10 protein-coding genes are annotated in these 11,803 nt (G+C 74.2%); 4 read left to right on the forward strand and 6 right to left on the reverse strand.

The genetic code is table 11. From position 1 onward, the window contains the following. Nucleotides 1-82: 82 nt before the first annotated feature. Together ACZ60J_RS28165 and ACZ60J_RS28170 are read right to left on the reverse strand one after the other, a co-directional pair. Nucleotides 83-745, reverse strand: a complete 663-nt coding sequence (locus ACZ60J_RS28165; RefSeq protein ID WP_214956508.1) for a response regulator transcription factor — start codon at nucleotides 743-745, stop codon at nucleotides 83-85. 277 nt (nucleotides 746-1,022) lie between these two features. After that, on the reverse strand, nucleotides 1,023-1,685 hold the full coding sequence (locus ACZ60J_RS28170; protein ID WP_469686046.1) for a DUF3000 domain-containing protein: 663 nt from the start codon (nucleotides 1,683-1,685) through the stop codon (nucleotides 1,023-1,025). Nucleotides 1,686-1,776: 91 nt separating this feature from the next. Between ACZ60J_RS28170 and hemE the strand changes: the two genes are divergently transcribed. Together hemE and ACZ60J_RS28180 are read left to right on the forward strand one after the other, a co-directional pair. Then, nucleotides 1,777-2,841, forward strand: a complete 1,065-nt coding sequence (hemE, locus tag ACZ60J_RS28175) for a uroporphyrinogen decarboxylase (RefSeq protein ID WP_469686048.1) — start codon at nucleotides 1,777-1,779, stop codon at nucleotides 2,839-2,841. Between the two features lie 34 nt (nucleotides 2,842-2,875). Continuing rightward, on the forward strand, nucleotides 2,876-4,030 hold the full coding sequence (locus ACZ60J_RS28180) for an NADAR family protein (protein WP_469686050.1): 1,155 nt from the start codon (nucleotides 2,876-2,878) through the stop codon (nucleotides 4,028-4,030). On the opposite strand, the gene ACZ60J_RS28185 is transcribed toward ACZ60J_RS28180, so the two are convergent. Next, the gene (locus ACZ60J_RS28185) at nucleotides 4,002-5,390 is read right to left on the reverse strand and encodes an FAD-dependent oxidoreductase (RefSeq protein ID WP_469686052.1); all 1,389 of its coding nucleotides are present in this window, start codon (nucleotides 5,388-5,390) and stop codon (nucleotides 4,002-4,004) included. The two genes, ACZ60J_RS28180 and ACZ60J_RS28185, sit on opposite strands and share 29 nt — an antisense overlap. A gap of 64 nt (nucleotides 5,391-5,454) precedes the next feature. Then, nucleotides 5,455-6,504 (reverse strand): DUF4349 domain-containing protein, encoded by a 1,050-nt coding sequence (locus tag ACZ60J_RS28190; RefSeq protein ID WP_469686054.1) that lies wholly within the window; start codon nucleotides 6,502-6,504, stop codon nucleotides 5,455-5,457. A 175-nt stretch (nucleotides 6,505-6,679) separates the two neighbouring features. On the opposite strand from ACZ60J_RS28190, the gene hemG reads away from it, so the two are divergent. After that, the gene (gene hemG / locus ACZ60J_RS28195; protein ID WP_469686055.1) at nucleotides 6,680-8,182 is read left to right on the forward strand and encodes a protoporphyrinogen oxidase; all 1,503 of its coding nucleotides are present in this window, start codon (nucleotides 6,680-6,682) and stop codon (nucleotides 8,180-8,182) included. Nucleotides 8,183-8,186: 4 nt separating this feature from the next. Then, complete coding sequence (hemQ, locus tag ACZ60J_RS28200) at nucleotides 8,187-8,900, forward strand: hydrogen peroxide-dependent heme synthase (RefSeq protein WP_243331434.1); 714 nt, start codon at nucleotides 8,187-8,189, stop codon at nucleotides 8,898-8,900. A 105-nt stretch (nucleotides 8,901-9,005) separates the two neighbouring features. Here the strand turns inward: hemQ and ACZ60J_RS28205 are convergent, their stop codons facing one another. Beyond that, on the reverse strand, nucleotides 9,006-10,859 hold the full coding sequence (locus ACZ60J_RS28205) for an alpha/beta hydrolase (protein WP_469686057.1): 1,854 nt from the start codon (nucleotides 10,857-10,859) through the stop codon (nucleotides 9,006-9,008). 81 nt (nucleotides 10,860-10,940) lie between these two features. Beyond that, nucleotides 10,941-11,726 (reverse strand): TIGR04222 domain-containing membrane protein, encoded by a 786-nt coding sequence (locus ACZ60J_RS28210; protein WP_469686059.1) that lies wholly within the window; start codon nucleotides 11,724-11,726, stop codon nucleotides 10,941-10,943. Between the last annotated feature and the right edge of the window lie 77 nt (nucleotides 11,727-11,803).

The raw sequence follows: 11,803 nt of genomic DNA on the forward strand, positions 1-11,803 counted from the left end.
GACGGGCGCGAGGGGGGAGGGCGGACGTTTCCCCGGGTTCTCCGGGAGTTCTCCCGGGGGCCTACGGGGGATATCGGCCGGGTCAGTGGATGATCCCGGTCCGCAGGGCGACGGCGACCATCCCGGCCCGGTCGCCGGTGCCCAGCTTGCGGGCGATCCGTGCGAGGTGGGACTTGACGGTCAGGGCGGACAGGCCCATCGAAACGCCGATGGCCTTGTTGGACTGGCCCTCCGCGACGAGGCGCAGGACCTCGACCTCGCGGCCGGAGAGCTCTCGGTAGCCGCCCGGGTGGCTCGGGGCACCCGGGGGGCGGCGGTGCATACGGGCGGCGGCGGCGCCGATGGGGGCGGCGCCGGGCCGGGACGGGAGCCCGATGTTGGTCCGGGTGCCGGTGACGACGTAGCCCTTCACTCCGCCCGCGAGGGCGTTGCGCACGGCGCCGATGTCGTCGGCGGCGGACAGGGCCAGGCCGTTCGGCCAACCGGCGGCGCGGGTCTCGGAGAGCAGGGTGAGACCGGAGCCGTCGGGCAGGTGCACGTCGGCCACGCAGATGTCGCGCGGGCTGCCGATGCGTGGGCGGGCCTCCGCGATGGACGAAGCCTCGATCACGTCGCGTACTCCGAGGGCCCACAGATGGCGGGTCACGGTGGAACGCACGCGCGGGTCGGCCACGACGACCATGGCCGTCGGCTTGTTCGGGCGGTAGGCGACCAGGCTTGCGGGCTGCTCGAGGAGAACGGACACCTAGGCCTCCTGGGGGGAGTGGCGGGACGGCCGGCTCGGGGAAGGAAGCCGGTGCGAACCGTGCGGATGGTCTATGACTCCTTCGGCACGTCACCCGCCCGGCTTTAGGGAATGATCACGATTTGGTGAGTAACAATTCGGGCAATTCGGACGCACGATCGATCATAGGGTGATCAGAAGCCCGCATGGGGCGCCCCGTAACGACATCCGGACCCGGCATTCCGGCCCCGCACCGGGTCCGGGTCGGCATGCCGGGAGGGGCCGTGGCCTCGGGCTGTTACCCCTGGGGGTGATGCGGACCGCGCCGCTGGGGCAGCGAGACCACGCCGGTCACCGTCTCGGTCGGTCCGACCGGCGGCAGCCCCGCGATCTGGCACAGCAGTTCGCACCATGCCGACAGGTGTGCGGCGGTGTCGGGCACCCCGCCCACCCCCTCGCGCGGCGTCCAGGAGGCCCTGATCTCGATCTGCGTCGCCGGACGCCGCTCTCCGAGCCCGCCGAAGTAGTGCGAGGCGGCCATGGTCACGGTCCCGCTCGCCTCCCCGTACGTCAGCCCGCGCGCGTCCAGCGCCCCCGTCAGCCAGGACCAGCACACCTCGGGGAGGAGCGGGTCCACGGCCATCTCCGGCTCGAGCTCCGCCCGTACGAGCGTCACCAGCCGGAAGGTGCCCTGCCAGGCGTCGTGCCCGGCCGGGTCGTGCAGGAGGATGAGCCGGCCGTCGGCCAGGTCCTCGTCGCCGTCCACGACCGCCGCCTCCAGCGCGTACGCGTGGGGCGCCAGCCTCTGTGGCGGTTTGGTGGGGTCGATCTCGATCCCGTGCCGCAGCCTCGCCTTCTTCAAGCCGTCGACCGCCCGCCGGAACGGGAGTGGGACGGAACTGTCCTTCGCGCTGTCCGTACCGTCAGCGCCATCTGAAAATCGTCCCTGAGCCGCAGCCATGCGGGGAAGACTAGGCGGAACGAGCGCCCGTACGGCGCAGGGACACCCGCGCCGGGCCGGGCACTTCTTCATACGTGCGAAGATTTGAGTCGTGAGCGCCAACACCCGCCCCACGGGCACGCCGAGCCAGACGTACGATTCCGCCTTCCTGAAGGCGTGCCGGCGCGAGCCGGTACCGCACACCCCCGTGTGGTTCATGCGACAGGCGGGGCGCTCGCTCCCCGAGTACCGCAAGGTCCGCGAGGGCACGCAGATGCTGGAATCCTGCATGCGGCCCGACCTGGTCACCGAGATCACGATGCAGCCGGTCCGGCGTCACAACGTGGACGCGGCCATCTTCTTCTCCGACATCGTGGTCCCGCTGAAGGCCATCGGCATCGACCTGGACATCAAGCCGGGCGTCGGCCCGGTCGTCGCCCAGCCGATCCGCCGCCGCGAGGACCTCGCACAGCTGCGCGACCTCACCCCGGAGGACGTCTCGTACGTCACCGAGGCGATCGGCATGCTCACGGGTGAACTCGGCTCCACGCCGTTGATCGGCTTCGCCGGTGCGCCTTTCACCCTCGCGAGCTACCTGGTCGAGGGCGGCCCCTCCAAGAACCACGAGCACACCAAGGCCCTCATGTACGGGGACCCGGAGCTCTGGGCCGACCTGCTGGACCGCCTCGCCGAGATCACCTCCTCCTTCCTGAAGGTGCAGATCGAGGCCGGCGCCTCCGCCGTCCAGCTCTTCGACTCCTGGGTCGGCGCGCTCGCCCCGGCCGACTACCGCCGCTCCGTGATGCCCGCCTCCGCGAAGGTCCTGGAGTCCGTCGCCTCGTACGGGGTCCCGCGCATCCACTTCGGCGTGGGCACGGGCGAGCTGCTCGGCCTCATGGGCGAGGCCGGCGCGGACGTCATGGGCGTCGACTACCGGGTCTCCCTGAACGAGGCCGTCAAGCGGGTCGGCCCCGGCAAGGCGCTCCAGGGCAACCTGGACCCGGCGGTCCTCTTCTCCACCCCCGAGGCGGTGGAGACCAAGACCCGCGAGGTCCTGGACGCCGCGGCGGACCTGGAAGGCCACATCTTCAACCTCGGCCACGGCGTCCTCCCCACGACCAACCCGGACGCCCTGACCCGCCTGGTGGACTACGTCCACACCCAGACGGCGGTCTGACCCGAACCGCGCCGACGTCGGTACCGTGCCGTGCATGACATGGCACGGGCCGACGTTTCGCATATCCGACGGAGAGACCATCGACGGGGCCTGGTGCCTCGTGTGGTGGAAGCCCGACCGGCAGGACGACTACTTCCCCGAGAACCTGTTCGTCTACGCGGACGGCCGGATCAGCCGGGGAGGGTACGAAGCGACCGATCTCGCAGGGCTGGCGGGACTGCTCGCCTCGGGAACGGTCGCGCTCGCGCGGCCCGACGACCGCGAGCGGACCCCGGAGCGGGGCCCCGAGCCCTCGAAGTGGCTCGCCCGCTACCCCGAGCCGCGGACGGACGAGAGCTTCCTCGCGGAAGTCGCCGACGAGATCTCCCGGCTGGCGGGCCGGCCCAGGGCCGCGGACCTGCTCTGGGAGGCCGTCCGCCGCTACCAGCGGGACACCACGGAGGCCAACCGGTCCCTGCTCCGGGCCGCGTACCTCGCGGTTCCCGCCCACCGGCGGGTCTTCGTCCTGGGGGACATGGACCAGCAGGACCGGCCGCTGCGCATCCTGGTGACCGATCCGGGCGAGCCGGTGGACGGCGACGGGCCGGCGGCGACGCCGGAGATGCACCGGGGCGCCCTGGACTACTTCGCCGACGTGGACGAGGCCGTCGAGCGTGCGGAGCGGCAGCGTGCCGTCCGGTACGCGGACGCGCCGCCCGGTGACCCGCAGCCCCCGGTCGTCCTCCACGAGGCCGTGTACCCCCGGGGATGGCCGGCCGAGCTCGGCACCTTCGCGCTGCGCAACGACTACGACTCCCCCTTCACGCACGAGGGGGAGACCTACCCGACCGTGACGCACGGCTATTGGGCCCTCTTCGCCGCCGACCGGGCCGACCACGACCGGATCCGCGACGCCGCGACCGCCCGCGAGGCGCGGGAGCTGGGCGGAGCGGCCGCGGGGCGCCCGGACTGGGCCGCCCGGCGGGTCGCCGTCATGGCGGCGCTGCTGCGGGCCAAGTTCGGGCAGCACCCGCGCCTCGCGGAGCTGCTGGTCGCCACCGGTGAGGGCGCGATCCTCCACACCGGCATCTCCGACGCCCCCTTCTGGCGGGACGAGGGCCCGCGCGGAGGCCGGAACTGGACCGGCCGCCTGCTGGAGCTGATCCGCTCCGAACTCCTCGCTACACCCCCGCCGCCCGCACCGCGGTGACCGTCTTGCGGGCCGCGACCAGGACCGGGTCCCAGACCGGGGAGAACGGTGGGGCGTAGCCGAGGTCCAGGGAGACGATCTGGTCCACCGTCATGCCGGCCGTCAGGGCGACCGCGGCGACGTCCACCCGCTTCGCGGAGCCGGGGCCGCCGACGATCTGGCAGCCCAGCAGGCGGCCCGTGCGGCGTTCCGCCAGCAGCTTGACCGTCATCTCCGTCGCCCCCGGGTAGTAGCCCGCCGTGTTCGTCGAGCTGATCGTCGCCGTGACGAAGCGCAGGCCGACCGACAGGGCGTCCCGCTCGCGCAGGCCCGTACGGGCGATCTCCAGGTCGCAGACCTTGCTCACGGCCGTGCCGACCACGCCCGGGAAGGTCGCGTAGCCGCCGCCGACGTTCGAGCCGATGACCTGGCCGTGCTTGTTCGCGTGCGTGCCCAGCGCGATGTGCCGCGTCCGGCCCGCCACCAGGTCCAGGACCTCCACGCAGTCGCCGCCCGCCCAGATGTTCTCGTGGCCGCGGACCCGTTGGGCGAGGTCGGTCAGCAGGCCGCCCGACGCGCCCAGCGGCAGGCCCGCCGCGCGGGCCAGGGCCGTGCGCGGCTCGACGCCGATGCCCAGGACGACCACGTCCGCCGGGTACTCCTCCCCGGTCGCCGTGGTCACGGCGCGGGCCCGGCCCTCCCCGTCCGTGAGGATCTCCGTCACCTCGGCGCGGGCGACCGTACGGATCCCCATGCGGTTCATCGCGCCGTGCACCAGGCCGCCCATGTCCGGGTCCAGCGTGGACATCGGCTGCTCGCCCCGGTGCAGCACGGTGACCTCGAAGCCCCGCCCGAGCAGGGCCTCCGCCATTTCCACGCCGATGTACCCGGCGCCCACGACCACCGCCCGGCGGCCGGCCGTCCGTTCCAGATCCGAAAGCAGCCGCTGCCCGTCGTCCAGCGTCTGCACCCCGTGCACCCCGTGCGCGCCGATGCCGGGCAGCCGGGGGCGGACCGGCCGGGCGCCGGTGGCGAGGACGAGCTGGTCGTACCCCGTCCAGTACTCGGAACCCGAGTCCAGATCCCGGGCACGCACCCGCCGCCCCGCGAGGTCCAGCTCCACGACCTCCGTCCGCGTCCGCAGGTCGATGTCCCGCGCGCGGTGCTCCTCGGGCGTCCGGGCGATCAGCTCGTCCCGGTCGCCGACCAGGCCCCCGATCCAGTACGGGATCCCGCACGCCGAGTACGAGGTGAAGTGCCCGCGCTCGAAGGCGGTGATCTCCAGCTCCGCCGGGCCCTTGAGCCGCCGGGCCTGTGACGCGGCGGACATACCCGCCGCGTCACCGCCCACCACCACCAGCCGCTCCGTGCCGTTCCCCATGCGCCCGTACCGTCCTTCCCCGCCGCCTGTGTCTGCGGGCCCCACGGTACGGGCGCACGGGTGATCAGTCCTGGACCTGCGGCGGCGTCGCCTTCGGAGCGGCCGGATCCGCCGGCACGGCGACCGCGTTCCACGGCCGTTCCGGCCCGCCCTGCGCGGGCAGGCGCCGCGCCGCGGCGGGCTTCTCCTTCGCCGGCCGCCACCTGCGGTACAGCCGGAAGGCGACCAGCAGGACACCGCCGCTGAGCAGGAACGGCGAGGCCGCGGCGAGCGCCATCAGGACGTAGAGCAGCACGGCGGCGAAGGCCTTCCAGCCACCCGCCAGGGCGTCGAGGAAGCCCGGATCCGGCTTCTCGGCCTCCTTGACGGGCGGCTTCCCCGGCTCCGAGAACGTCAGCGTGATCGTGCCGAGCGAGGTCTGGTCCTTCAGCGCCGTCTGCTGGGCCAGCAGCGACTCCAGATCGGCCTGGCGCTTGCTGAGTTCCGACTCCAGGGTGACCACCTCGGACAGCCCCGAGGCCTTCTCCATCATCTCCCGCACCCGCGCCACGCTCGCCTGCTGGGACTTCACCCGGCTGTCGACGTCCGCGACCTTCTGCGTCACGTCCTGCGCCTCGACCTTGCGGTTGAGCAGCTTCCCCGCGCCCTCCATCGCGGCCAGGACCGCGTCGAAGCGCTCGCCCGGCACCCGCAGGGTCACCGTCGAGGTCATCGCCCCGTCGGGTGCGCGCGTGGTGCCCTCGTTGCCCACGTACCCGCCCGCGCTCTCCGCCGCCGTCCGCGCGCCGGCCGTCGCCTTCTGGACGTCGGCCGTCTCCACGCCCAGCGTGGCCGTCCGGATGATCTGCGTGCGTACGGCGGGCGCCTGCGGCTGGCTCTTCTCGGCGCCCGGGGCCGGGGCCCCCGACGCGGCCGGGGCCGGCGCCTGGGCCGCCGCCCCGCCCTGCCCGACGGCCTCCTGCCCCTTCGAGTCCGCCGCGACCGCCGCCTTGTCCGAGGCGGCGCCGTCGGCGCCGCAGCCGGTGAGGACGAGGGCCCCGGTCAGGGAGAGCGCGGCGAGGGCCGTCGCCGAACGCCGCCCGTACCGTCCGTAACGTCTGTGCTGGGTGTGCATCGTGAGTACCCCCGGTCGTCTTCGGATGCGTTCATGCCAGTGCTCTGGGCGTTCTTGACGTTCTGACGTACGCCGCCTCGCCCCGGGTTTCGTACGCCGGGTTCCGAGCCGATCCCGAAGCGGTCACGGTCAGGCCTCGGCGATCGCCCGGTGAGCGGTCTGAGACGATGTGTCCATGCACGAAGCGGACACCCGTACGGACCGGCCGGCCCCCGCCGGCCACGTCGTCGTCATCGGAGGCGGCATCGCCGGCCTCGCGGCAGCCCACCGGCTGCTCGCCGAGGGCCTGCGCGTCACCCTCCTCGAGGCCGGCCCGCGCCTCGGCGGCAAGCTGCGATCCGGCGAACTCGCCGGCCTGCGCGTGGACCTCGGCGCCGAATCCGTACTCGCCCGCCGCCCCGAAGCACTGGAACTGGCCCGCGCCGTGGGCCTCGGCGAGGCCCTGCAGCCGCCCGCCACCGCCACCGCCCGCCTCTGGACCCGCGGCGTGCTGCGCCCCCTGCCGGGCGGCCACGTCATGGGCGTCCCCGGCGACCTGGGCCCGCTCGCCGCCTCCGGGGTGCTGTCCGCCGAAGGCCTGGCCCGGGCCGGAGCCGAGGACGCGCTCGCGCCCGGGCAGCTCGGCGAGGACGTCGAGGACGTCGCCCTCGGCGAGTACGTCGCCGCCCGGCTGGGCCACGAGGTCGTCGACCGGCTCGTGGAACCGCTGCTCGGCGGGGTCTACGCCGGCAACGCCTACCGCATCTCGATGCGGGCCGCCGTCCCGCAGCTCTTCGACGTCGCCCGCAGCCACGCCTCCCTGGGCGAGGGCGTACGCGAACTGCAGGCCCGGGCGGCCCGGGCGGGGCAGACCGGTCCCGTCTTCTCCGGCATCGACGGCGGCATCGGCAGGCTGCCGCTCGCCGTCGCCGACGCCTGCCGGACGGCCGGAGCCCGGATCCTCCTCGACAGCCCCGCGAGCGAGCTGACCCGTACGGCCACCGGCTGGCGCGTGGTCGCCGACGGCGCGGGCGGCGCCGAGACCATCGAGGCCGACGCGGTGGTGCTGGCCGTCCAGGCCGGACCCGCCGCCCGCCTCCTCGACCGCATCGCGCCCTCCGCGGCCTCCGAGCTGCGCGGGGTCGAGTACGCCTCCATGGCCCTGGTCACGATGGCCCTGCGCCGCTCCGACCTGCCGGCCCAGGTCGCCGAAGGCGGCGCGAGCGGATTCCTCGTACCGCCCGTGGACGGCCGGACGATCAAGGCCTCGACCTTCTCCAGCAACAAGTGGGCCTGGGCCGGGACCGATCCCGACCTCTTCCTGCTGCGCACCTCCGTCGGCCGCCACGGCGACGAGGGCGACCTGAAGCGCAGCGACGAGGAACTGGTCGAGGTCTCCCTCGCCGACCTCGGCCAGGCCGTGGGCCTCGCGCCCACCGTCCGCCCGGTGGCCACCACCGTCACCCGCTGGGACGGCGGCCTGCCCCAGTACCCCGTCGGCCACCTCGGTCGGGTGGCCCGGATCCGCTCCGCCGTCGAGGCCCTGCCGGGCCTCGCGGTGTGCGGAGCGCTGTACGACGGGGTCGGCATCCCGGCCTGCATCGCGAGTGCCGGCCAGGCCGCCGACGTGGTGATCGCCACGTTGGGGGCCGCTGGGGGACCCCTGGCACCGACCACTGATCAGCACACGGGACAATAGACACATGACTGCACCAGAGAAGATTCCCAACGCGGGGAAGAAGGCGAAGGACCTCAACGAGGTCATCCGCTACACCCTGTGGTCCGTCTTCAAGCTGAAGGACGTGCTCCCCGAGAACCGCGCCGGCTTCGCCGACGAGGTCCAGGAGCTGTTCGACCAGCTGGCCGCCAAGGACATCACCGTCCGCGGCACCTATGACGTCTCCGGCCTGCGCGCCGACGCGGACATCATGATCTGGTGGCACGCGGAGACCTCCGACGAGCTGCAGACCGCCTACAACCTGTTCCGCCGCACCAAGCTGGGCCGCGCGCTGGAGCCGGTCTGGTCGAACATGGCCCTGCACCGCCCGGCCGAGTTCAACAAGTCCCACATCCCGGCCTTCCTGGCCGACGAGACGCCGCGCGACTACGTCAGCGTCTACCCCTTCGTGCGCAGCTACGACTGGTACCTGCTGCCCGACGAGGACCGCCGCCGCATGCTCAAGGACCACGGCATGATGGCCCGCGGCTACCCCGACGTGCGCGCCAACACCGTCGCCTCCTTCTCGCTCGGCGACTACGAATGGCTGCTGGCCTTCGAGGCCGACGAGCTGTACCGCATCGTCGACCTCATGCGCCACCTGCGCGCCTCCGAGGCCCGCATGCACGTCCGCGAAGAGGTGCCCTTCTACACCGGGCGCCGCAAGTCCGTCGCCGATCTGGTGGCCGGACTCGCCTAGAGACCTCCCCTGGGGGGAAGGACCGGAGGACCGCTGACCGGCGTCCTCCGGGGATCGGGAGGCCCTGCCCCCGAATCGACGCAGCCGGAGATCCCGCCCGGAAGTTCAGACGACTGGCGGCAGCAACGCCCTGGGGTGCCCCCTGGCGATTGCTGCCCGGTCGTCCAGCGACACCGGTGCGGGCTCCGGATGCGGCGCACACGTGACACTCCGCCCCGGGGTGTCACCCGTCAGCAAGTACCGCTCCACGTGGGCGTCCACGCAGTCATTGCGTCCGCCGACCACCCCGTGGGTGCCGGCCCCCCGCTCCGTCACCAGCCCCGCCCCCGGCCCGAGCCGCCGCTGGAGCTCCAGCGCGCCCCCGTACGGAGTGGCGCCGTCCCGCTCGGCCGCGACGATCAGCGTGCGGGGGAGCGGCGAGCCCGCCCTCGCTCCCACGTCCACCGGCCGCTGCCGTTCGCGCACCGGCCAGAAGGCGCAGGGCAGGTTCAGGAAGGCGTTGGCCCAGGTCTCGAAGGGGGCCGTGCGGGCCAGTTCGGTGTTGTCGCGGTCCCAGGTCTCCCAGTCGCCGGGCCACGGGGCGTCGTTGCACAGCGTCGCCGTGTACACGGCGGTCGCGTTCTCGCCCTCGACGGCCGCTGCCGGGTCCGGAGCGGCGAGCGAGACGAGCGGGCCCGGATCGCCGCGCAGGAACGCCGCCAGGGCAGCCGCGCGGCCCGGCCACACCTCGTCGTAGTACGCGGCCCGCAAGTACGCCGAGTGCAGCTGCCCGGTGCCGACCACCCCGCCCGCCGGCTCGCGGGCGAGCGCGGCCCGCACCCGGTCGTAACTCGCCTGCACCGCTTCGGGGGTGGAGCCGAGCCCGTACGCGGCGTGGTGCCGGGCCGCCCAGGCACGGAAGTCGGCCCAGCGGCGCTCGAAGCCGGGGGCCTGGGCGAGGTTGTTGCGGTACCAGACCTTGTCCGGGTCGGGGTCGACGGCCGAGTCGAGGACCATCCGGCGGACGTGGCCGGGGTAGAGGGTGGCGTAGACCGAGCCGAGGTACGTGCCGTACGAGGCCCCCATGAAGGTCAGCCGGCCCTCGCCGAGCGCGGCGCGCAGCACGTGCAGGTCGCGGACATTGTTCAGGGTCGTGTACGAGCCGAGGGCGGCCCCGGCCAGCTCCGCGCAGCCGCGGGCGTAGGCCCTCGCGGCGGCGATCCGCGCCTCCTTGGCGGCGGCGTCCGGCTGCGCCCCGGCGGCCTCGGCCGGGGCCTGGGCGTACTGCGCCGGGTCCTGGCAGGACAGCGGGTCCCCCGAGCGGCCCACACCGCGCGGGGCGTAGCCGACGAGGTCGTAGGCGGCTCCGGTGCGGCGCCACTCGGGCAGGTCGGCGACGAGCGGGAAGAACAGGCCGCTGCCGCCCGGTCCGCCGGGGTTGTAGACGAGTGCCCCCTGCCGCCGGACCCCGCCCGCGCCGGAGGCGGCGACCCGGCTGACGAGGATCTCGGTCTGCTCCCCGAAGGGCCGGGCGTAGTCGACCGGGACCCGGAGCGTGCCGCACCGCACGTCCGGCCCGAGCCCCTCGGCCACGGGACACGGCCCGAACTCCAGCCCGTCCCGGGCGCCCTGACGGTCCGGCGCCGGACGGCTGCCCTCCGGGCCCGGGAGCCCCCCGCGCGCGGCGGCGGCCGCAGCCCGCCCGGCCACGAGCTCGGCCCCGGCGGCCTCGGCGGCGGCCCGGGCGGCCCGGGCGGGGTCGGAAGGGGCGGGGCTTGAGAGCGAGGGGCCGGAAGGGGCGGGACTGGAAGGGGCGGGGCCCGAGGAGAACGTGCCGTGCGAGGACGGGCTGGCCGTCACCCGGGCCGGGCCCGGGGAATCGGTCGCGGAGGCGGCCCCGGCGGCGGAGGCCGCCGGCAGGGAAGCGGTCAGCGCGAGGGCGGCCAGCACGACCGTGGCGGGCACCCGGGGCATGCGCATGGCGGGCCTCTCATCTCATCGGACCGTCCGATGAGATCCGGCGGGCGGCCTCCTGTACAGGACCACCGGCCGGTGTCGCGCTCAATGCCCCCGTTGCCGCGCGATCCGACCCCGCCTGCCGTAGGCGAGCGCCGCCCGCAGCTCGGGCTCCGTGACCGCGCGCAGCCCCCGCAGGGCCACCGCCGTGAGCGAGCCCCGGACCCCCTGCTCCCGACCCAGCTCCACGAGGAGCCGCCGGCCGGCGGGGGAGGCCCACCCGGACTGCGCGTGCCCCTCGACCCGGGCTATGGCCAGGCAGCCCAGCGCCAGGATCAGCGGCAGGGCGAACCAGCACAGGATCATCGTGGTGGTGGTCCCCGGATCGGGTACGCACAGCGCCGCCCCCGTCATGGCGAGGACCAGCACGGTGGCCTGCCGGACCGCCCGGATCCCCGCGTCGATCTCCTGGTGGACCCCTTCGCGCAGCGCGAGACCGGCCTCCCCGAGCCGCTCCGCGAGGGCCCGTACGGCAGGATCCCGCGCCGCGACCGCCCGTACGGAGGTCACCGGCTCCTGCCCGTCCGGCCCGAACGCGCCGAGCACCGAGCACTCGTGCGGATCGCGCCCCACCGGGTCGACCACCGTCGCCCAGCCCGTGTACGCGAGCAGCAGCCGCCGCTGGCGCTGCATGGACAGCAGCGTCAGCTCGGCCACCCGCTCCGGGCCGCCCGCGAGGTAGGCGGCCTCGTACAGGCTCAGCTCGTCGTGGTGGTGGCGTGCGGCGGTGCCGGGCACGGGGTCCGCCGGTTCGGCGGCGGCCTTCAGGAGGCGGGTGCACGCGAACAGCAGCCCTGCCCAGGCAAGGAGGAGGAACAGGACCCAGAACATGTCCGTGTTCTACACACTGTGGAACCTGCGGGTACAGGCTTCTGCCGAGGTGTGAGCAGCTCGTGACGGGTCCGTGA

The organism is Streptomyces sp. NPDC104226 (assembly GCF_055584085.1).

Excerpts from the sequence above, each read along its gene's own strand:
- ACZ60J_RS28170 (WP_469686046.1), bottom strand. The coding sequence starts at position 1,685 with ATGGCTGCGGCTCAGGGACGATTTTCAGATGGCGCTGACGGTACGGAC.
- ACZ60J_RS28180 (WP_469686050.1), top strand. The coding sequence starts at position 2,876 with ATGACATGGCACGGGCCGACGTTTCGCATATCCGACGGAGAGACCATC.
- ACZ60J_RS28185 (WP_469686052.1), bottom strand. The coding sequence starts at position 5,390 with ATGGGGAACGGCACGGAGCGGCTGGTGGTGGTGGGCGGTGACGCGGCG.
- ACZ60J_RS28190 (WP_469686054.1), bottom strand. The coding sequence starts at position 6,504 with ATGCACACCCAGCACAGACGTTACGGACGGTACGGGCGGCGTTCGGCG.
- hemG (WP_469686055.1), top strand. The coding sequence starts at position 6,680 with ATGCACGAAGCGGACACCCGTACGGACCGGCCGGCCCCCGCCGGCCAC.
- hemQ (WP_243331434.1), top strand. The coding sequence starts at position 8,187 with ATGACTGCACCAGAGAAGATTCCCAACGCGGGGAAGAAGGCGAAGGAC.
- ACZ60J_RS28205 (WP_469686057.1), bottom strand. The coding sequence starts at position 10,859 with ATGCGCATGCCCCGGGTGCCCGCCACGGTCGTGCTGGCCGCCCTCGCG.
- ACZ60J_RS28210 (WP_469686059.1), bottom strand. The coding sequence starts at position 11,726 with ATGTTCTGGGTCCTGTTCCTCCTCCTTGCCTGGGCAGGGCTGCTGTTC.